Source organism: Modestobacter sp. VKM Ac-2977 (assembly GCF_026968045.1).
Classification (GTDB): Bacteria; Actinomycetota; Actinomycetes; order Mycobacteriales; family Geodermatophilaceae; genus Modestobacter.
In genome coordinates this window covers 996,037-1,016,579 of the sequence record NZ_JAPVBQ010000002.1, presented here as the reverse complement: position 1 = coordinate 1,016,579, position 20,543 = coordinate 996,037, and the positions used below count along the sequence as shown (strand labels likewise).

Sequence of the window (20,543 nt, the reverse complement as noted above, 5' to 3'; positions counted from 1 at the left end):
TCGATGACGACCTCCGCGACGTTCGACGCACCGGCCGAGGCCCCGCGGCGCTCCGCGGCCCGGGCCCGCTGGCTCGCCGTGCTGCGCACCCCGGTCGGGGCCGGCGCGGGCCTGCTGCTGGCACTCGTGCTCCTCCTCGCCGTCATCGCGCCGCTGCTGTGGTCCGAGGAAGCCGATCGGATCGACACCTCCGCGGTGCTGCAGGGCGCCTCCGCCGACCACTGGGTCGGCACCGACGCCCTGGGGCGGGACATCTTCGCCCGGGTGCTGGTGGCCACCCGGCTGTCCATCGGGCTGGCGCTCGCCGCCACCTCGATCGCGGTCGTGCTCGGCCTGTTGCTGGGATGCGCGCCGCTGTTGCTGGGCCGCCGCGGCGGCCGGCTGGTGACCGCGGGGGTGAACATCGCCGTCGCCTTCCCCGGGCTGCTCCTGGCGCTGTTCTTCGCCGTGGTGTTCGGCGTCGGCATGACCGGGGCGGTGCTGGCGATCGGTTTCGCCGGCGCCCCGGCGTTCGCCCGGCTCTCCCACACCCTGGCCGCGGGGGTCGCCGACCGGGACTTCGTGTCCGCTGCGCGGATCGCCGGCGTCGGCCGGTTCCGGGTGCTGCTGCGGCACGTGCTGCCCAACATCGGTGAGCCGCTGGTGGTGAACGCGACGATCGGTGCCGGTGGCGCGCTGCTGGCCTTCGCCGGCCTGTCCTTCCTCGGGCTGGGGGTGCAGGCGCCGAGTTACGACTGGGGGCGGCTGCTGCAGGACGGGCTGTCGGGCATCTACATCCACCCGGTGGCCGCGCTCGCCCCCGGTGTCGCGATCGTGGTGGCCGGGCTGGCCTTCAACCTCTTCGGTGAGGCGGTCGCCAAGGGCATCGGACTCACCACCACGCTGGGCGGGGGCTTCTCCCCGGGCCGCGCCGCCCGGCGCGAGGTCACCGGGCCGGACGCCGTCCGCGCCGTCCCCGCCGACCAGGGCACGCCCTCCACCGATCCCGGCCCGGCTGCCGACCGGCCGGTGCTCGACGTGCAGGACCTCTCGGTCACCTTCCCGGGGCCCGGCGGCCCGGTGCGCCCGGTCCGCGGGGTGAGCTTCCGGATCGGCCGGGGCGAGGCGGTCGGCGTGGTGGGGGAGTCCGGCTCGGGGAAGTCGCTCACCGCGCTCGCGGTCGCCCGGCTGGTCGAGCAGCCGGGCGAGGTCACCGCGGACCGGCTGGAGTTCCAGGGCGCCGACCTGCTGACCGGGCCCGAGCGGGCCCACCGCCGGCTGTTGGGCACCTCCTTCGCGATGGTGTTCCAGGACCCGATGACCTCGTTCAACCCGACCCGCCGGATCGGACGTCAGCTGGCCGAGGTGGCCCAGGAGCACCAGGGGATGAACCGGCGGCAGGCGCTGGACCGCGCCGTCGACCGGCTCCGCAGTGTCCGGGTGCCCGCGGCCGAGCGCCGCGCGCACCAGTACCCGCACGAGTTCTCCGGCGGGATGCGGCAGCGGGCGATGATCGGCATGGGCCTGATGGGCGAGCCGACGCTGATCGTCGCCGACGAGCCGACCACAGCGCTGGACGTGACCGTGCAGCGGCAGGTGCTGGACCTGCTGGCCGCGGTGCGGGCCGCCGACGGCGTGGCGCTGCTGCTGATCAGCCACGACGTCGCCGTCGTCGGGCAGGTGTGTGACCGGGTGCTGGTGATGTACGCCGGCCGCGTGGTGGAGGACCTGCCGGCGGCCGAGCTCGACACCGGAGCCCGCCATCCCTACACGCGGGCGCTGGTGGCCGCGGTGCCCGACATGGACGTCGACCTGGATGCGCCGCTGCCGGTCATCCCCGGCCGGCCGGTCGACCCGGCGCACCAGCCGCCGGGCTGCGCCTACGCGCCCCGGTGCCCGCTGGCGTCGGCGCGGTGCACCGACGAGGACCCGGTCCTCGCCGACGACGGGGCCGGCTGGCGGGTGGCCTGCTGGCACGCCGGTGAGGTCACCGACCGCGCCGTCCCCGGTGCTGCGCCGGTGGCGGTCTCTCTGGGGGAGCGGGCATGAGCGAGCTGCGGTTCGACGACGTGAGCGTCCGGTACGGCTCCCGGCAGCGGGCGATGACCGCCGTCGACCGGGTCAGCCTCACCGTGCCGGACGGCGCCGTCGTCGGGCTGGTGGGGGAGTCCGGCTCGGGCAAGTCGACGCTGGCGCGGGCCGCCGTGGGCCTCACGCCGCTGTCCGGGGGCCGGATCCTGCTCGACGGGGAGCCGCTGCGGCACGGATCGGGCCCCCGGCCGGTGCAGATGGTCTTCCAGGACCCGTACTCCTCGCTCGACCCGCGGATGACGATCGGGGACAGCGTCGCCGAGGCGGTGCCGCGCGGGGTCCGCTCGGCCGAGCGGCGGCGTGAGGTGGCCCGGCTGCTGGACCTGGTCGAGCTGGACCCGGCCCGGGCCGGCGCCTACCCCGGCCAGCTGTCCGGCGGTCAGCGGCAGCGGGTGGCGCTGGCCCGCGCGCTGGCCGCCCGGCCCGCGGTGGTCGTCGCCGACGAGATCACCTCCGCGCTCGACGTCTCCATCCAGGGCACGGTGCTGAACCTGGTGCGCCGGCTGCAGCGGGAACTGGGCACCTCGATGTTGTTCATCTCGCACAACCTGGCCGTCGTCCGGTACGTGGCCAGCGAGATCGCCGTGATGTACCTGGGCCGCATCGTGGAGCACGGGCCGGCCGAGCAGGTGCTCGCCGACCCGCAGCACCCCTACACCCGGGACCTGCTCGCAGCCGTGCCCGACTCCGCGCACGCCCGGTCGGACCGGCCCGCCCCCGACCCGACGCCGGCGGCGGTGGCGGCCGCGGAGCCCGCCGACCCGCACGCCCCGCCACCGGGGTGCCGGTACCACCCGCGCTGCCCGATCGGGCCGCTCGTCCACCCGGAGCGGGAGGTGTGCCGGACCACCGAGCCGACGGCCGACCACCGGCACGCCACCGCCTGCCACTTCGCGCCGGCGCACGAGCCAGTGGCCGGTCGCACCAGCTGACCGGCGTGCGCCGGCCCTCGGTCAGCCCATCGACTTCTGGCCGTCGATGGTCTCGCGCAGGACGTCGGCGTGGCCGGCGTGCTGCGCGGTCTCGGCGATCAGGTGGAGCACCACCCGGCGGGCGGACCACCGGGCGCCCGGGTCGAACCACGGCGCCGGCGGCAGTTCGTGTGCGACGTCCAGGCTCGGCAGGGTCCGGACCAGCTCGTCGGTGCGCTGGGCGACCGCGGCGGCGTCGGCGAGCAGCCCGGCCAGCGTCTCGTCCGGGCCCATCACGAACTCCTGGGCCCACTCCTCCGCCGACGACTCGTCGAACGCCGGGAAGGTGGCCGGGCCGGTCACCATGAACTCCGCCCACATCCGTTCCATGGCGGTGACGTGCTTCAGCAGGCCGCCCAGGGTCAGCTCGCTGGCGGTGGGCCGCAGCCGGGCCTGCTCGTCGGTCAGCCCCTGCACCGTGTACGCCAGGAACCAGCGGTGCTTGGCGAGCGACTCGAGCAGGTCGGCCCGCTCGCCGGTGACAGGCGTGGGGGTGGTGATTCGGGTGGTGGTCATCGGGTGTGCCCTCTCGTCGATGGGATCTCGTACCGACGAGGCTGCCGGGCATCGGTGCCAGATCCTGTCCGCGATGGATGGCAGTCTCAGCGCATGGTCGACCCCACCTCCCGTGCGTTGCGCCTGCTCTCGCTGATGCAGGGCCGCCGTGACTGGGCCGGCGCCGAGCTGGCCGGCCGGTTGGGCGTCTCGCTGCGGACGCTGCGCCGGGACGTGGACCGGCTGCGTGAGCTCGGCTACCCGGTGGAGGCCCGTCCCGGGGTGGACGGCGGCTACCGGCTGGCCGCCGGGGCCGCGCTGCCGCCGCTGGTGCTCGACGACGACGAGGCCATGGCGCTCACCGTGGGGCTGCAGGCCGCGGCGGCCGGGGCGGGTGCCGGGATGGCCGAGCCCTCGGTGCGGGCCCTGACGAAGGTGCTGCCGGTGCTGCCCGCCCGGCTGCGCCGCCGGGTGGAGGCGCTGCGGGCGATGACCGTGCCCGCCCCACCCTGGTCCGACGGCGGCCCCGCGGTCGACCCGGGCGTGCTGGTGGCGGCCGCCCAGGCCTGCCGGGAGACCGAGCGGCTGGAGTTCACCTACACCGCGGCAGGGAGACCACCGGCGGACCGGCTGGTGGAGCCGCACCGGCTCGTGCCGCTGGGCCGCCGCTGGTACCTCGTCGCCTACGACCCGTCCCGTGGTGACTGGCGCACCTTCCGGCTGGACCGGATGTCCGGGCTGCGGGGCACCGGGGCCCGGTTCGCCCCGCGACCGCTACCGGCCGAGGACGCCGCCGCATTCGTCCGGGCGGGCATGGACCAGTTCCGGACGCCGACCGTCGTGGAGGCGGTGGTCGAGGCCCCGGCGGCGGTCGTCCGCGACCGGGTCGGTCGGTGGGTGCGGGTCACCGACGAGGGCCCGGACCGCTGCCGGCTGCACCTGGAGACCGACGACCTGGACTGGCCGGCCCTGGTGCTCGGTGCCACCCGGGCGGAGTTCAGCGTGGTCGCCCCGGACGAGCTGCGGGAGCGGCTCGCGGAGTGGTCGGCGCGCTTCGCCCGCGCGGTGGCCGGCTGAGCCCCCGTCACCAGGCGCCGGTCACCAGCGCAGCAGCCGCAGCTCCAGCATCGCGGCGAACCGGGAGTCGGCGTCGCCCAGGTCGATCCCGCCGACCTCGGCGATCCGGCGCAGTCGGTAGCGGAAGGTGTTGGGGTGCACGTGCACCTTCGCGGAGGCGGCGATCGCGTCCCCGAAGGCGTCCAGCCAGGCGCGCAGCGTCTCCACCAGCTGGGCGCGGTGCGCGGCGTCGTACTCGGCGAGCCGGGCGACCGGCCCCGAGGCCTGGTGCCCCTCAGCGGCGGCCAGGTCGGCCAGCTGCAGCATCAGCGACTCGATGTGCACGTCGCTGGCGCGGGCCACCCGGCGCGAGGTGGTGCCGTTGCGCAGCACCCGCAGAGCCCGGTCGGCGGCGTCCCGGGAGCGGGTCAGCGCCGAGACGTCGAGGGCGACGGTGCCCACGCCGATCATCCCGGGCACCCGGCCACCGGTGCGCTGCAGGAACTCGGTGGCCACCGCGGCGGCCCGCACGTCCGCCGTCGGTGCGTCCGCCCCGACCGGCAGGACGCCGTAGCAGACCCCGCCGACCAGGGCGACGACGGAGCCGGGGTGCAGCGCGGTCAGGTGCACGGCCAGCGCGTCCGCAGAGCGCTGCCGCTCGGCCTCGCGCCGGGCCAGGGTCAGGGTGCCGTGCTCGTCGGTGTTCTCGGTCAGCCCCATCGCCAGCACGATCAGCGGCCGGTCGGCCAGCCCCAGCCGGCTCAGCGCGTCCACCGTGCCCGGCCCGCCCTCCAGCGCCGTGGCGACCAGCTCGCTGGCCAGCCGCCGCTCCACGTCGGCACCGGCCCGCATCCGCAACAGGTGCAGGGCGACCAGCTTCGCCGCGTCGACCAGGCTGCGCTCGCGCGAGGGGTCCAGCGGCTCGTCGACGGCGGCCCAGATGGTGCCGAGGATCTCGTCGCCGGCCCGCACCGCGACCGCCACCCGGGCGATGGTCACCTCCGGCATCCCGAGCACCTCCGGCGCCATCCACACCGGGCGGTCGGTGGCGTACAGCTGCCGGAACACCCCGTGAGCCTCGAGCCGGCGGGTGAACCGGTCGGGCACCTGGCGGCCGAGGATGGTCTGGATGCGCGACTCGTCGGCCTCGTCCTGGCGGCCGGAGAAGGCGAGGATGTGCGAGCTGCGGTCCTCGATGGTCACCGGCGCGTCCAGCAGCGAGGCGATCGCGTTGGCGAGGGCGAACAGGTCCCCGCCCGGCACCCCGCCCAGCGACTCCGACCCCGCGGTCCCCACCCCGCCCTCGCCGAGCAGCGAGCGGACCAGGGTGGCCAGCTGGTTCCAGCTGGCGCCGCGGGTCAGTGCGAGCAGCACGGTGCCGGTGCGCTCGGCGACCGCGGAGATCCGTGGGTCGGCCGGCGCCGGCGCCCGCACGACCAGCCCGGCCCCGCCGGCGGCGGCGGTCTGCTCCAGCAGGTCCAGGACGGCGTCCGGCTCGTGCACGCCGACGCCCAGCACCAGCGCCCGGGAGGGCAGCGCCGGGGGGTCGACCGGGTCGTGGATGACCAGCCCGCCGACGCCCTGCTCGGCCAGATCGGCCGTCGGGTCGCCGGCCGCCACCTCGAGCAGGGTGGTGCCCAGGTGGTCCAGGACGTGACCGAGGCTGGCCCGGTGCGCCGCCGCCGGGGCAGCGGCGAGCGTGGACAGACCCGGGACCGAGCTCGCAGGCAGGCTCACCGGGCCGACCCTAGGGGCGGCGGCAGTCGCCTGGACAGTCCTCCCGCACGACCCGGGGGTGCCCGGTTCGTCCGGCCGGACGAACGGTGCGGTCAGCGCAGGTCGATCTCCTCCACCGAGGTGGTGACCTCCTCCAGCAGCGCGGCGTCGGGTTCCACCCCGAGGCCGGGGCCGGTGGGCACCCGCAGGTGCCCGTCGTCGAGCCGGAACGGCGGGGTGATGTCGGTGGCGTAGTACCGGTCGGAGGCCGAGGTGTCCCCGGGCAGCGTGAAGTTCGGCAGCGCGGCCAGTGCCACGTTGGCGGCCCGGCCCAGCCCGGTCTCCAGCATCCCGCCGCACCACACCGGCACGCCGTGCGCGGCGCACACGTCGTGGACCCGCCGGGCCTCCAGGTACCCGCCGACCCGGGCGGGCTTCACGTTCACGATCGAGCAGGCGCCCAGCCGGATCGCCGCCGCGGCCGAGCGGGCCGAGGTGATCGACTCGTCCAGGCAGATCGGCGTGCGCACCGTGCGGGCCAGCTCGGCGTGGCCGAGCACGTCGTCCTCGTCCAGCGGCTGCTCGATCAGCAGCAGCTCGAAGGGGTCCAGTCGGGCCAGGTGTCGGGCATCGGAGACGGCGTAGGCGGTGTTGGCGTCGACCTGCAGCGCCACGTCGCCGAAGCGCTCCCGGACCGCGCGGACCGGCTCGACGTCCCAGCCCGGCTCGATCTTGAGCTTGATCCGCAGGTAGCCCTGGTCCAGGTAGCCACCGACCGCGTCGAGCAGCTCCGGGATCGAGTCCATGATCCCGACCGAGACCCCACAGGGCACCCGGTCGACCGCTGCGCCCAGGAACGAGCCGAAGGAGCGCCCGTCCGCACGCAGCTCGGCGTCCAGGACGGCGGTCTCCAACGCAGCCTTGGCCATGAAGTGACCCAGGAACGGCGACAGCACCCGGCCGACGGCGTTGGCGTCGAGGTCCGTCGCCGCGGCGACGGCCGGCAGGAAGAACCGGCGCAGCACGTCGGCGACGCCGTCGACGTACTCGGCGGAGTAACGCGGGTCCGGCAGCGCGGCGCACTCGCCCCAGCCCTCCGCCACGTCGGTCCGCGCCCGCACCAGCAGGATGTCGCGGGCGGTCTGACTGCCGAACGACGTGCGGAACGGTGCGACCAACGGCATCCGGATCCGGCGCAGTTCCACGGCCTCGAGCTTCACGGTGTGGCCCTCCCGGCCTCAGGGGCGCCGGGCAGACCCGGGCCGTCGACGACGTACCAGCCCTCGCGGGCGAACCCCCGCACGCGGGCTCCTGCGGTCAGCGCACCGCCGAGGGCGGCGCGCACGGCCACGCGCCACTCCGCGGCCAGCGCGGCATCGCGGGCACGCAGTGTCTCGACGTCGGCCGGGACGGCGATCAGCGCGGGCACCCCCGGCGTCCCGGGCCGGGCCTCCGGGCGCCCGCCGGGGCCCACGGTCAGGACGGCGGCCGCGCCGGCGGCCAGCAGGGCGGGCAGGTCGACGTCCACCGGCTGGCCGGCGACCGCCCGCACCACCGCGGGGGCCTCCAACGACCAACAGGTGAGCAGCCGGTCGGACTGGTCGGAGGCGTTGATCGTGTCGGCCATCGGGCCGTAGAAGTCCGGCAGGTACTCCACGGGGGTGGCGGCCAGCCGGCCCAGGTTGAACCAGGCGTTGCGCCGGACGAGCGGGTCGAAGGTCCAGCTGATCCGGTCGAGGCCGTGCTGCAGTGCCCACGCCCGCTGGTGCAGCTTCAGCGCCCGGCCGACGCTGCGTCGCTGCGCCGATGGCGCGACCCCGGTGACGTGACTGTGCAGGGCGCTGCCCGACGGGGCGGCGAAGAAGGCCACGCAGGCCCCGACCAGCTGGCCGTCGGCGTACGCACCGAACAGCGGGTTGCCGGCCTTGGTCAGCGCCCGCATCAGCTCGACGGTCACCGGCGGGTTGTCCGGGGCCGGGTGCCAGATGGAGTCGAAGAGCGCCTGGACGGCCCGCAGGTCGGCCAGGTCGGTGAGCGCGGCGACCCGCACCCCCGAGGCGGCGGCGGCCTCCGCGGCGACGACCGAGGCGGCGTCGGCGCCGGCGCGGGCCGCACCCTGACCACCCGGCCCGGCGGCGGGCAGGGGCAGCGGGGTCCCGGCGATCAGGTCGGTCACACCGCCCATGGTCGGTGCGGTGGACCCGGCCGGGCTTGGTGCGGGGTGCTCATTCACCGGGGCGCTCTTCGTCCGGGACGCCAAGGCCCCCGCCGTCCAGCACCGCCCGCACCAGGCCGGCGAGGAGCGCGGCCCGGCCGGGGAGCTGGTCGGCCAGCACGTGCTCGTCGACGGCGTGCGCCCCGCCGCCGACCGCACCGAGCCCGTCCAGCGTGGGCACCCCGATGCCGGCGGTGAAGTTCCCGTCGGAGGCGCCCCCGACGGTGACCCCGGCCGGCGCCGGCAGGCCCAGCCGGGCCGACACCGCCGTGGCCAGCGCGAACAGCCCGGCCGAGGCGGTCTCCTCCAGCGGCGGCCGGTTGATCCCGCCGCGCAGCTCGAGGACCGCACCGGGCAGCTGCGGTGTCAGCGCGCGCATCCCGGCGTCGACCCGTTCCTGCTCGGCGGCGGTGAGTGCCCGGACGTCGACGCTGAGCCGGCCGGTGGCCGGGACGGTGTTCGTGGTGGTGCCCGAGGTGAGCACCGTCGGGGTGACCGTGGTGCCCAGCGCCGGGTCGGCCAGGTCGGCGATCGCCAGCACCTGGTGGGCGAGCTCGACGGTGCTGCTGATGCCCTTCTCCGGTTCCAGCCCGGCGTGGGCGGCCCGACCGGTCACCTGCAGGTCGTACATCGAGGCGCCCTTCCGGCCGGTCTTGAGCGCACCGCCGTCGGCGCTGGCCTCCAGTACCAGCACCGCGGCGCAGCCGGCGGCCTCGGCCCGGATCAGGTCGGCCGACGTCGGGGAGCCGATCTCCTCGTCCCCGGTGACCAGCACGGTCACCCCGTCCAGGTCCTCGCCCGCGGCCTGCAGGCCGGCCAGCGCGGTGAAGGCCAGCACGATGCCGGCCTTCATGTCGAAGCAGCCCGGGCCGCGCACCACCCCGTCGGTCACCGACCACGGGATCTCCGCCAGGGTGCCCAGTGGCCAGACCGTGTCCTGGTGACAGAGCAGCAGCACCCGGCGGGGGCCCGCACCGAGCCGCCAGCGCAGGTGCGTGCAGCCCTCGTGCAGGAGCACCTCCGGCTCCGCCCCCAGCGCCTGCGCGCCCAGCCGGGCCACCCGGGCCGCACCGGCGGCCACCGCGGCCGGGTCGGCCGAGGGCGACTCGACGGTCACCAGCTCCTCGAGGTCGGCCAGCATCGCCGGCAGCAGCGCGTCGAACTCGGTGGGTCGGACGTCGTGCGGGAGCAGGTGGGTCACCGGTGTTCAGCCCTTCCTCGGGTTGGCGCGGCCGCCGGAGTGCACGTACGCGCTGCCGTCGGCCAGTTGGTAGAACGTGACCGCCGTCCAGCCCTGGGTACCCGGGGCGCGCATCGCGAACAGTCCGTCGGACACCGGCACGAGCTCGTGCTCCTGCACCGGCTGCCCGGTCGCCTCGGCCACGGCGCCGACCGCGGTCTGGCGCAGCACCAGCCCGCCGTCACGCTCGAACACCTCCGTCTGCACCGAGCTCCGCTCGTAGCAGCCCACGTGGCGGGCGAGGTCCACGGCCGGCGGTTCGGCGGGCGGCTGCAGGCGGTCGGCCATGGTCACCCCGGCCAGCTCGGCGAACACCTCGCGGTAGAGGTCGGCGTAGACGTCCAGCATGTCCCCGCCGTTGGTCAGCAGTGACACCACCAGGCCCTCGCCCGGGCGCTCGCCGGGCAGCACGCGCAGGAACGCCCCCTGGCCCAGGGTGCCGCCGTCGTGGCCGTGCAGCCGTGCCCCGTGCCAGTCGAACCGGATCCAGCCCAGCCCCCAGGAGTCGCCGAGCGACCAGGTGTCCGGGAGGGCGGTCTGCGCGGTGGTCATCGCCGCCGCCGACTCCGCGGACAGCAGCCGGCTGCCGTCGGCGGCCACGCCTCCGCGCAGGTGTGCGGCGGCGAAGGCGGTGACGTCCCGGGCGGTGGCGTTGACCAGGCCGGCCGGGCCGAGCGAGCGGGGCAGCAGCCAGGTCGGCGACGGCTGCGGCTCGGTACCGGGCTCGGTGGCGATGTGCCCGACCGCGGCGCGGTGCAGGATCGCCTCCTCCGGCAGCGTGGAGGTGTGCGTCAGCCCGAGCGGCTCGATGACCCGCTCCCGCAGGGCGGCGTCCCAGGTGGTGCCGGTGAGCACCTCGACCACCCGGCCGACCAGCGTGAAGCCGGAGTTGCAGTAGGAGAAGGTGGCGCCCAGCGGGTGGCTCTGCGCCACGTCGCCCAGCGCGGCCACGTACCGCTCGATGCAGTCGTCGCCGCGGCCGGTGTCGGTGAAGACGTCGCCGTCGATGCCGCTGGTGTGGGTGAGCAGGTGGCGCATGGTGACCTGCTTGGCGACGTCGGGGTCGCCCAGCTGGAGCTCCGGGAGCACCTCGACCAGCGGGGCGTCGAGGTCCAGCTTGCCCTCGTCGACCAGCTGCATCACCAGCGTCGTCGTCCAGACCTTGGTGATGGAGCCGATCTGGAACACCGAGTCGGTGGTCACCTCGACGCCGGTGGCCTTGTTGAGCACGCCGGTGGCGGCCTCCACCAGTTCGTCGTCGGCACCCGGGGTCACCCGCCGGATCGCCAGCACCGCTCCTGGGATGCGGTGCGCCGTGGCGAGCTCGTCCAGCCGCCGCTGCCAGTGCGCGGCGTCCAGGACGGGGCGGCTGTTCCCGTGCTGCTGCGCCCAGGCGATCAGCCGCCGGCTGTAGCCGACCCGGTGCGAGGGGCGGCCGTCCAGGATGAACAGGTGTGAGCCGCCCGGGAAGAGGACCAGCTCGGTGGGCACGCGCTGGGTGCGCAGCGCGGTGAACCACTGCTCGGCCTGGCCGACCGGGCAGCGCTCGTCCGCACCGCCGTGCAGCACCAGCGTCGGCGTGCGGACCCGGTGCACGTTCGTGATCGGCGAGAGCGCCCGGACGGCGGCGGGGTCGGTCACTGGGTCGCCGTACTCCAGCGCGAGCACCTCCCCGGCGTCGCTGGTGCCGGTCATGCTGGTCAGGTCGGCGACCACGCCGCCGGCGATCGCAGCCGCGAACCGGTCGGTGCGGCCGGTCAGCCAGCAGGTCATGAAGCCGCCGTAGCTGTAGCCGGTGAGCACCAGCCGCGCCGGGTCGGCCACGCCCTCGGCGACCAGCTGGTCGACCGGGTCCAGGAAGTCGCGTTCGTCGGCGGTGCCCCAGCCGCCGACGGCGCCGGTGAGGAACGCCCGCCCGTACCCGTCGCTGCCGCGCGGGTTGACCAGCAGCACCGCCCAGCCTGCCGCGACCAGCGCCTGGTGGTACGGGTGCGCGGCATCGGCCACCGGGGACCAGGCGTTGTGCGGGCCGCCGTGCACGTCGACCAGCAGCGGCGCCGGCTGCGGGGTCGCCGGGTCGACCAGCAGCCAGCCGTGCACCGGCGTGCCGTCATGCACGGTGAACGTCCGGGGCTGCGGCTGCACCAGCGCCACCTCGGGGAGCGAGGCCGCCGTGTACGTGGTGAGCCGGGTGACGGTGCCCGAGCGCAGGTCGACCACGCCGACCTCGCCGTAGCTGGCCGGGTCGGCCAGGACGACGGCGGCGACATCGGCCTCGCCGGCCACCGACAGCCCGGAGACGACGACGTCCGCGCCGGTCAGCACCGGACGGGGCGTGCCCGATCCGTCGACGGAGGTCGCGTAGACGTGTGAGCAGCCCCGGTCGCGGACGCAGAAGACGACCTCGGCGCCGTCCCGGGTCAGCTGCGGCAGCCCGCCCGGGTAGCCGGGGCCGCCCGGCATGACGTTGCGGTCCAGCGGCGCGGCCAGGTCGCGCTCGGCGGGGACGGCGTCCAGCGGCTGGAGGAGCAGGCCGGTGTGGTCGACGGCGACCGTGGGCTGGCCGGTGACGAGCAGCGCCTCGCCGTCGGCGGTCCACACCATCGGGCCGGTCAGGCCCAGGCCGTCACCGACCCGGCGGGGTGGGCCACCGGCGACGTCGACCACGTGCGCCGGGGTGCGGTGGGTGAGGTCGGCGTCGGGGTCGGTCGCGGCGGCGAACGCCAGCCGGGTGCCGTCGGGGGACCAGGCCGGCCGGCCGGCGTGCCAGTCGCCGGAGGTCAGCTGCCGCACCTCGCCGTTCGCCAGGTCCAGCACGTGCAGGTGCTGGCGTACCCCGCGTAGCAGCCCGGCGCCGTCGGCCTTGTAGCCGATCCGGGTGGTGCTGAGCGGCGCGTGCTCGTCCGGGTCGGCCGGGGGGACCGGCGCGGTGAAGGCGATGCGGTCCCCGTCCGGGCTCCAGACCGGGGCGCCGGCGCCGGCGGGCAGGTCGGTCACCTGCTCGGCCTCGCCACCGTCGACCGCCAGCAGGTGCAGCTGCGCTGGTCCGTCGCCGCGGCGGAGGAAGGCGACCCGGTCGCCGGCGGGGGAGAAGGCCGGGCTGGTGTCGGCGGTGCCCCGGGTCAGCGGCGCCGGCGCGCCCCAGCCGTCGGCCGCGGCGCGGACCCGCCAGAGCGCGTACCGGTCGGCGTCGGCCGCGGTGTCGGTGGTGCGCAGCACGTAGACGACGGCGCGCCCGTCGGGGGAGACGGTGGGCTCGCCCGGCAGCTGCAGGGCGTGCACGTCCTCGAGAGCGAGTGGTCGACCCATGGGGCGAGCCTGCTGCCCGAGTTCTGGATGCTCTTCGTACGAGGCGACGAAGCGCTGCCGGGCGTGCTGGTGGCTGCGACGAGCGCCGGGTCAGGTCCGCTGCCGGGCGGCCAGGGTGTTGAGCAGCGCCGCGGCCTGCCGGGCGCCCGGCACGGTGACGGCGAAGCGTCGTCCGTCGCCCTGGACCACCTCGACCGCCGCACCCCCGCGCAGCACGACGGCCCGGCGCCCGTCCCGGCCCACCCGGTAGCCCCAGCCGCCGAACTCCCGCAGCGGCCGGACGTCGACCACGGTGGCCTCGGCGATGTCGGCGAGCGGCACCTGCCAGGCGGGGCGGCCCAGCGGGGAGCGCACGGTCAGCCCACGCTCGTCGACCCAGACGCGGGCGGAGCCGAACAACAGGCCGAGGACGAGCAGCAACGCGAGGGCCAGCAACAGCGGCGCCGGGGCGATGCCGAGGAGCACCAGCCCGCCGAGCACGAGGCCACCGGTGCCGAGCACGGCGAGGCCGACCGGCTCCATGGTCGCCCGGCCGGACCAGACGGCCCGCTCGCCGGGGGCGACGGACAGCCGGGGCGCCGTCTCGGGCGGGGCGCTGGAGGCGCGTGCCGCTCCGGGCGGCGTGCCCGGCAACAGCCGGGCGGCGGCCGTGCCGGCGAGGACGGCGAGCAGGCCGGCGACGATCACGGCCAGGGTGGGGGAGGGGGCCGTCGCGGGGTCGGCCAGGCCGCGCTGCCCGGCGATGCTGCCGACGACCAGCCCGACGCAGAAGACCGAGATCCCGGTCGCCGAGCCGGCGGCCAGCCGGCGCTCGGGGGCGGCGACGCGCCGGGCCCGCAGGACCAGCGCCGTGCCCAGCGACCCCAGTGCGGGGACGACGCCGGTGAGCAGCACCGTGCGCAGCGGGGCGGCGAACCCGTCGGCGCCGTCGGTGCCCCAGTGGATCGCGACCGGCATCGGCAGCTCCGGCCGCCAGGACGCCACGAGTGCAGCGCCGGCGGCCCAGAACGCCAGCGGCAGCGCGGCGGCGGCGATCTCCCGGACCCGGCGGAACGGGCTCCGTCCTGCGGTGAGCTCCGTGTCGTGTCCGTCGTTCATGCCATCGCCTCTCTGACCATCTCGGTGACCTCGGTGGCGCTGAGCCCCAGGCGCCGCGCCTCCTCGACCAGTGCGTGCACTGCCTGGCGCAGCGCGGCGACCGCCGGTGCGGCGTCGGTGCGCACCTGGGCGCCGCGGCCGCGGCGGAGTTCGACCAGGCCCTCGGCCCGCAGCTCCTGGTAGCCGCGCAGCACGGTGTGCAGGTTGACCCCCAGCGCGGCCGCCAGGTCGCGGGCGCCGGGGAGGCGCTCGCCCGGGGCGATCTCGCCCACGGCGATGCCCCGCCGCACGGCCGCGGAGATCTGCGCGTGCAGCGGCGCAGGGGAGTCGGGGTCGATGCGCACCAGCACGTCGGCAATCTAACTGTTCTATGCGGACTAGAACAAGTGCCACCTGTTCCGGGCGGCTGTCGGCGTCGGCGGCATGATGCAGCGGGGTTCGCCGACCGGCTCGCACGCAGGTCGGCGGACGGACGCGCGACACGAGGAGGGGCGCCGGTGACCGAGCTGGACACGATCGCCGAGGAGCTCTACGCCGTCGCCCCCGAGGAGTTCGTCGCTGCCCGCACCGCCGCCCGGGACCGCGCCCGCGCGGCCGGGGACAAGGAGCTGGCGAAGGCGGTCGCCGCACTGCCCAAGCCCACGACGGCGGCCTGGGTCTGCAACCTGCTGGTCCGCCGCCAGGCCGAGGAGGTCGACCAGCTGCTCGAGCTCGGGGAGCTGCTGCGGCAGGCCCAGGTCGACCTCTCCGCCGACCAGCTGCGCGCGCTGGGCCGGCAGCGGAACCAGGTGGTCGCCGCCCTGGCCCGGCAGGCGCGTGCGGTCGCGCACCGGGAGGGGCACGACGTCAGCAGTGCGGTCGCCGACCAGGTGGAGAGCACCCTGCGGGCGGCGATCGCCGATCCCGACGCCGGGACGGCGCTGCGGGCCGGCCGGCTGACCACCGCCCTGTCCTACAGCGGCCTGGGGCCGGTCGACCTCGGTGGCGCCGTGGCGACCCCGATCCGCGCCGGCGGGGCGGCCCCGGTCCCGGCCCGCGGTCAGGAGGCCCGGACAGGAGCGGGCGCGGCGCCGGACACCGAGGCAGCCGAGCAGAGTCAGGCCGAGGAGCGCCGCCGGGAGGCCGAGGAGCGCCGCCGGGAGGCTGAGGAGCTCCGCGCTCGTGAGCTGGCGCAGGCCCGGCGGGACGCCGAGGAGGCCGCCGGGGTGGCCCGGGACGCCGACGCCGCCGTCGCGGCGGCGGAGCAGCAGGTGGTCGAGGCAGCGGAGCGACGCGACGAGCTCCAGGAGCGGGCTGCCCGGCTGGCCGAGGAGCTCCGCAAGGCCGAGGGGAGGGCCGGCGAGGCGGTCGGCGCGGTCGGGGAGGCCGAGCACCGGCGGGACGCCGCGGTCCGCCGCGCGCACACCGCCGCCGCGATCCGGGACCGCGCCGCGGCGCGGGTGGAGGAGCTGGCGGACGCCGACGGGTGAGCGCCGGTCAGCTGCCGCCGTCGGTGCGGCCCGTCGTCCGCTGTCGCTTGCCGGCGTACAGCTCGGCGTCCGCGCGCTGCAGCAGCGCGGCCAGCGAGTCGCCGGCGCGGGCGGTCGCCGTCCCCACGGACCAGCTGATCGGGCCGCCGTCCAGCCGCTGGAGCAGTTCCTGTGCGCCCGGCCCGCCGGTGGCGGGCAGGCACAGCACGAACTCGTCGCCGCCGTAGCGGCCGAGCAGGTCGGCGGTGCGCAGCCGGGCCTGCCAGTGCTCGGCCACCTGCTGCAACAACCGGTCGCCGGCGCCGTGCCCGTCGCGGTCGTTCACCACCTTGAAGTCGTCCAGGTCGAGGACGGCGACCGTCAGCGGTTCCTCGCTGCGCAGCGCACGCGCCAGGCTCCGGCCGGCCTCGGCCTCCCAGGCCCGGCGGTTGGCCAGGCCGGTGAGCGGATCGGTGGCCGCGTCGGTCCGCAGGCCCCGACTGAGCCGGGCGTGGGCCTCGGCGAGGAGGAGGGCGCTGATCGCGGTCATCACCCACGGGAGTGCCGCGCTGCGCGGGAGGCTGACGGCGGCGCCGATGCTCGCCGTCCCGACCGCCAGCCCGGCATGGGCCCGGGCCGCGGGCAGGGAGCAGAAGTGCGCCGCGTACAGCCCGACCGCGATGAGCACCGGGCCCAGTCCGACGACGCCGACGGCGGTGACCGACTGGGAGGCGAGGAAGGCGACGAGCAGCGAGACCCCGGCCAGGGCGGCGTGCCCGCCGGCGGGCGACAGCCGGTCGCCGCGCGCCAGGATCGCGGCCGCACCGCCGATCCCGACGACGGCGAGGGCGCGGGTCAGCGCCACCGGGGTGTCGGGGTGCATCGGCCAGAGGGCCCCCGCCAGACAGAACAGGCCACCCGACCCGTACAGCAGCGCCAACAGCCCGACCCGGGCCGAGACCCGTCGGTCCGCCGTCACCTCGTCCACCTGCCGTTCTCCATGTCGCCGCGTCCATCGGCGATCCGGGCAGGAGCTTGCACCACCGGCCCGGTGGACCGACCCGTCGGAGTGACCCGGCGGTGGTCGCCGTCCCCGGGTGGTGGCGCTGCTGCGGGACTACGGTCGGGTGATGGCCGACCTGCGCTTCTACTTCGACCCGGTGTGTCCCTTCGCCTGGATGACCAGCAAGTGGGTCCGGATGGTCAGCGCCCAGCGCGACCACCGGGTCGAGTGGCGGTTCATCTCGCTGCGGCTGCTCAACGCACACGTCGACTACGCGGCCCAGTTCCCGCCGGAGTACGAGGCCGGGCACACCGCCGGGCTGCGGTTGCTGCGCGTCGCGGCCAGGGTCCGGGTCGAGCACGGCCCGGACGTGGTGGGCGACCTGTACGAGGCCCTGGGCCGGCGGGTCTTCGAGTCCGCCCCGGTGGAGGACGCGGACCGGGGGCAGCGGGGCACGGCCGAGTTCCTCGCCCCGGTGCTCGCCGAGGTCGGCCTGCCGGCCGAGCTGGCCGACGCGTTGGACGACGAGTCCTGGGACGCGACGATCCGCGCCGAGACCGACGAGGCGCTGGCGCTGACCGGCAAGGACGTCGGCACCCCGATCCTGCACTTCCAGCCGCCGGAGGGCGTGGCCTTCTTCGGCCCGGTGATCAGCCGGCTGCCGTCGGAGGAGGAGGCCGTCGCGCTGTGGGACCACGTGGTCGGCCTGGCGAGCTTCCCCGGCTTCGCCGAGCTCAAGCGCAGCCTGCGGGAGCGGCCCCAGCTGCCGGCCTTCGGCGTGACCCCCGGCGAGGCCGGCCAGCAGGAGGACTGGCACGGGGGCAGTCGCCGGCAGCACCGCTGAGCCGGCGCGACGACCCTGCCACGCTGGTCCGGACGTCTGGCTTCCGCCGAACGGAAGTCGGGGTGACAGCCGGGCGCGCAGATGACACAACCGGCACGACGACTCACCGACGAGACGAGGCACACATGGCACTGCTCGAGGACGGCGCGTGGCGCGGCAAGATCTGGACCGGTTCCTGGACCGACGGGAGCGGTGGCACCTACACCGCGGTCGAACCGGCCACCGGTGCCGAGCTCGGTGAGGTCGGCAAGGCGACCCCCGCCGACGTGGAGAAGGCCGGCGCCCGCGCCGCCCAGGCTCAGCGGGAGTGGGCTGCGCTGCCGTTCGAGCAGCGCGCCGCGGTGCTCCGCCGGGCCGGTGACCTGCTGACCGAGCACGCCGCGGAGATCAAGGAGTGGCTGGCCCGGGAGTCCGGCGCCATCCAGCCCTTCGGCGACTTCCAGGTGCACACCAGCGCCCAGGAGTGCTACGAGGCCTCCGCCCTGCCCAGCCACCCCTACGGCGAACTGCTGCGCAGCGGCTCACCCCGGTTGTCGTTCGCCCGGCGGGTGCCGGCCGGCGTCGTCGGGGTGATCGCGCCGTTCAACGTGCCGACCATCCTGGCCATCCGGGCGATCGCCCCGGCGCTGGCGCTGGGCAACGCGGTGGTCCTCAAGCCCGACCCGCGCACCGCCATCTGCGGCGGGGCGGTGTTCGCCCGGGTGTTCGAGGAGGCCGGGGTGCCCGCCGGGGTGTTCCAGGTCCTGCCGGGCGGTGCCGACGTCGGGCAGGCGCTGGTCACCGACCCCGCCGTCCGGGTCATCGCCTTCACCGGCTCCACCAAGGCCGGGCGCTCGGTCGGCGCGCTCGCCGGTCAGCACCTGAAGCGGGCGCACCTGGAGCTGGGCGGCAACTCCGCGCTCATCGTGATGGGCGACGTCGACGTGACCGCCGCGGCCTCGGTCGGCGCGTGGGGCACCTTCGCCCACCAGGGGCAGATCTGCATGGCGACCAGCCGGCACCTGGTGCACGAGTCGATCGCCGAGGAGTACACCGCCATCCTCACCAGCAAGGTCGAGAACCTGCCGGTGGGGGACACCTGGCGGGACCAGGTGGCGCTCGGCCCGATCATCGACGCCGGCCAGCGCGACCGGGTGCACGGGCTGGTCACCGCCAGCATCGACAGCGGGGCCACGGTGCGCACCGGTGGCACCTACGAGGGGCTGTTCTACCGGCCGACCGTGCTCGGCGACGTGCCCGTCGACTCCCCGGCCTACCAGGAGGAGATCTTCGGCCCGGTGGCACCGGTGACGCCGTTCTCCTCGCTGGACGAGGTGGCGGCGATGGCGGCCGGCACCGAGTACGGGCTGTCGCTCGGCATCCTGACCCGCGACGTCTACGCCGGCCTGCAGCTGGCCGAGCGGATCCCGTCCGGACTGGTGCACATCAACGACCAGACGGTGAACGACGAGGCGGTGGCCCCGTTCGGTGGGGTGGGCGCCTCCGGCACCGGCTCCCGGCACGGCGGCCCGCAGGCCAACATCGAGGCGTTCACCGAGACCCAGTGGGTCACGCTGCGCGGGGACCTGCCGGCCTACCCGTTCTGACCGTCCTGCACGACGACGGCCCCGGTCCCGCAGCAGCGGGACCGGGGCCGTCGTCGTCAGGCGAGGTGCAGGTCAGGCGGAGTCGCGCCCGGTCACGTCGACCGGCTCGCCCAGGTGCCGACGACCACCGGTCTTGGAGACCTCGAAGTCCGCGCCGAGCTCCTCCAGGGCCAGCCGGCCGTACACCTGCTGCTGGGTGGCGGTCCGCTGCGAGCGGCCGCGGCCCAGGAAGCTGACCGCCCAGTGGATCACCGTCGTGAACCGGTTCTTGAAGCCCACCTGGTACATGATGTGCACCGCGAGCCACAGCACCCAGGCGAGGAAGCCGCCGAACTGGAACTTCCAGGTGTCGGCCACCGCGTGGAACCGCGAGATGGTCGCCATGCTGCCCTTGTCGAAGTACGTGAACTCCGGCGCGGTGGGCCGGCCGGCGAGCCGGGCCTTGACGGCGTCCGCGGCGAACTTGCCGCCCTGGATGGCGACCTGGGCGACGCCGGGGAGCCGCTTGAGCGAGATCATGTCGCCGACCACGTGCACCTCGGGGTGGCCCGGCAGGGTGAGGTCGTCCTGCACCGAGATCCGGCCGGCGCGGTCGACCGCGGCACCGGACTGCTCGCCGAGGACCTTGCCCAGCGGGCTGGCCTGCACGCCCGCGGCCCAGATCTTGGTGGCGGCGTGGATGCGGCGCTGGTGGCCGTCGCCGTCCTTGACCACGATGCCGTCGGCGTCGACGTCGGTGACCATCGCGCCCAGCTGGACCTCGACACCGATCTCGTTGAGCTGCTTGTGCGCCTTCTGCCCGAGCTTGTCGACGAACGGCGGCAGCACCTTCGGTGCCGCGTCCAGCAGGATCACCCGGGCGCTGGTCGGGTCGATCCGGCGGAAGTCCTTGCGCAGCGTGCGGCGGGCCAGCTCGGCGATCTGCCCGGCCATCTCCACCCCGGTCGGGCCGGCGCCGACGACGACGAAGGTCAGCAGCCGGTCGATCTCGGCCGGGTCGGTGGCCAGCTCGGCGAGCTCGAAGGCGCCGAAGATGCGGCCGCGGAGCTCCAGGGCGTCGTCGATGCTCTTCATGCCGGGGGCGAACTCGGCGAACTGGTCGTTGCCGAAGTAGGACTGCCCGGCGCCGGCGGCCACGATCAGCTCGTCGTACTCGTGCACCGTGGTGCGGCCGAGCACGGTGGAGGTGACGGTGCGGGCGGCGAGGTCGATGTCGGTGACCTCACCGAGCACGACGCGGGCGTTGGCCTGGTCCCGGAGGATCTCCCGGGTGGCCGGCGCGATCTCTCCTTCGGAGAGGATGCCGGTCGCCACCTGGTAGAGCAGCGGCTGGAAGAGGTGGTGGCTCGTCTTGGCCACGAGCGTGATGTCGACCGGGGCCTTCTTCAGCTGCTTGGCGGCGAAGAGACCGCCGAAACCTGATCCGACGATGACGACCCTGGGGCGACGTCCGGTCGGCTGGCTCACGGTGGTCACACTGGCTCCTGATGTC

At 75.7% G+C, this 20,543-nt stretch carries 16 protein-coding genes; 6 read left to right on the top strand and 10 right to left on the bottom strand.

What is annotated here, in order from left to right:
• Positions 1 to 3 precede the first annotated feature (3 nt).
• Both O2V63_RS12365 and O2V63_RS12360 read left to right on the top strand, forming a co-directional pair.
• The gene (locus tag O2V63_RS12365) at positions 4 to 2,028 is read left to right on the top strand and encodes a dipeptide/oligopeptide/nickel ABC transporter permease/ATP-binding protein (protein WP_269167824.1); all 2,025 of its coding nucleotides are present in this window, start codon (positions 4 to 6) and stop codon (positions 2,026 to 2,028) included.
• The gene (locus O2V63_RS12360; protein WP_269167823.1) at positions 2,025 to 3,002 is read left to right on the top strand and encodes an ABC transporter ATP-binding protein; all 978 of its coding nucleotides are present in this window, start codon (positions 2,025 to 2,027) and stop codon (positions 3,000 to 3,002) included. The genes O2V63_RS12365 and O2V63_RS12360 overlap by 4 nt, the downstream gene beginning before the upstream one ends.
• Before the next feature lie 21 nt (positions 3,003 to 3,023).
• On the opposite strand, the gene O2V63_RS12355 is transcribed toward O2V63_RS12360, so the two are convergent.
• Positions 3,024 to 3,557, bottom strand: coding sequence for a DinB family protein (locus tag O2V63_RS12355; protein ID WP_269167822.1), 534 nt, complete (start codon positions 3,555 to 3,557; stop codon positions 3,024 to 3,026).
• 93 nt (positions 3,558 to 3,650) lie between these two features.
• Here O2V63_RS12355 and O2V63_RS12350 point away from each other — a divergent pair, with 93 nt between their 5' ends.
• Positions 3,651 to 4,613 carry a helix-turn-helix transcriptional regulator gene (locus O2V63_RS12350; protein WP_269167821.1) on the top strand — a complete coding sequence of 321 codons (963 nt, stop codon included), beginning with the start codon at positions 3,651 to 3,653 and terminating at the stop codon, positions 4,611 to 4,613.
• A 21-nt stretch (positions 4,614 to 4,634) separates the two neighbouring features.
• On the opposite strand, the gene O2V63_RS12345 is transcribed toward O2V63_RS12350, so the two are convergent.
• From O2V63_RS12345 to O2V63_RS12315, 7 genes are all read right to left on the bottom strand, one after another.
• Positions 4,635 to 6,329, bottom strand: coding sequence for a PucR family transcriptional regulator (locus O2V63_RS12345; protein WP_269167820.1), 1,695 nt, complete (start codon positions 6,327 to 6,329; stop codon positions 4,635 to 4,637).
• A gap of 92 nt (positions 6,330 to 6,421) precedes the next feature.
• Complete coding sequence (gene menC, locus O2V63_RS12340; RefSeq protein ID WP_269167819.1) at positions 6,422 to 7,528, bottom strand: o-succinylbenzoate synthase; 1,107 nt, start codon at positions 7,526 to 7,528, stop codon at positions 6,422 to 6,424.
• Positions 7,525 to 8,493, bottom strand: coding sequence for a GNAT family N-acetyltransferase (locus O2V63_RS12335; protein ID WP_269167818.1), 969 nt, complete (start codon positions 8,491 to 8,493; stop codon positions 7,525 to 7,527). The genes menC and O2V63_RS12335 overlap by 4 nt, the downstream gene beginning before the upstream one ends.
• A gap of 40 nt (positions 8,494 to 8,533) precedes the next feature.
• Positions 8,534 to 9,724: a M20 family metallopeptidase gene (locus O2V63_RS12330; protein ID WP_269167817.1), complete on the bottom strand. Its 1,191-nt coding sequence runs from the start codon at positions 9,722 to 9,724 to the stop codon at positions 8,534 to 8,536.
• Between the two features lie 6 nt (positions 9,725 to 9,730).
• A complete protein-coding gene (locus O2V63_RS12325; RefSeq protein ID WP_269167816.1) occupies positions 9,731 to 13,072 on the bottom strand; it encodes a serine hydrolase in 3,342 nt (1,113 codons plus the stop codon).
• Between the two features lie 90 nt (positions 13,073 to 13,162).
• Positions 13,163 to 14,170, bottom strand: coding sequence for a hypothetical protein (locus tag O2V63_RS12320; RefSeq protein ID WP_269167815.1), 1,008 nt, complete (start codon positions 14,168 to 14,170; stop codon positions 13,163 to 13,165).
• On the bottom strand, positions 14,167 to 14,520 hold the full coding sequence (locus O2V63_RS12315; protein WP_269163615.1) for a GntR family transcriptional regulator: 354 nt from the start codon (positions 14,518 to 14,520) through the stop codon (positions 14,167 to 14,169). Before O2V63_RS12315 ends, O2V63_RS12320 begins: the two co-directional genes overlap by 4 nt.
• Positions 14,521 to 14,667: 147 nt before the next feature.
• Here O2V63_RS12315 and O2V63_RS12310 point away from each other — a divergent pair, with 147 nt between their 5' ends.
• Positions 14,668 to 15,639 (top strand): hypothetical protein, encoded by a 972-nt coding sequence (locus tag O2V63_RS12310; RefSeq protein ID WP_269167814.1) that lies wholly within the window; start codon positions 14,668 to 14,670, stop codon positions 15,637 to 15,639.
• A gap of 7 nt (positions 15,640 to 15,646) precedes the next feature.
• Here the strand turns inward: O2V63_RS12310 and O2V63_RS12305 are convergent, their stop codons facing one another.
• Positions 15,647 to 16,606 (bottom strand): GGDEF domain-containing protein, encoded by a 960-nt coding sequence (locus tag O2V63_RS12305; protein ID WP_269167813.1) that lies wholly within the window; start codon positions 16,604 to 16,606, stop codon positions 15,647 to 15,649.
• A gap of 142 nt (positions 16,607 to 16,748) precedes the next feature.
• Between O2V63_RS12305 and O2V63_RS12300 the strand changes: the two genes are divergently transcribed.
• Together O2V63_RS12300 and O2V63_RS12295 are read left to right on the top strand one after the other, a co-directional pair.
• Complete coding sequence (locus O2V63_RS12300) at positions 16,749 to 17,465, top strand: mycothiol-dependent nitroreductase Rv2466c family protein (protein ID WP_269167812.1); 717 nt, start codon at positions 16,749 to 16,751, stop codon at positions 17,463 to 17,465.
• A 125-nt stretch (positions 17,466 to 17,590) separates the two neighbouring features.
• On the top strand, positions 17,591 to 19,051 hold the full coding sequence (locus O2V63_RS12295) for a benzaldehyde dehydrogenase (RefSeq protein ID WP_036336907.1): 1,461 nt from the start codon (positions 17,591 to 17,593) through the stop codon (positions 19,049 to 19,051).
• A 72-nt stretch (positions 19,052 to 19,123) separates the two neighbouring features.
• Here O2V63_RS12295 and O2V63_RS12290 read toward each other — a convergent pair whose 3' ends face one another.
• Positions 19,124 to 20,518 carry an NAD(P)/FAD-dependent oxidoreductase gene (locus tag O2V63_RS12290; RefSeq protein ID WP_269167811.1) on the bottom strand — a complete coding sequence of 465 codons (1,395 nt, stop codon included), beginning with the start codon at positions 20,516 to 20,518 and terminating at the stop codon, positions 19,124 to 19,126.
• Between the last annotated feature and the right edge of the window lie 25 nt (positions 20,519 to 20,543).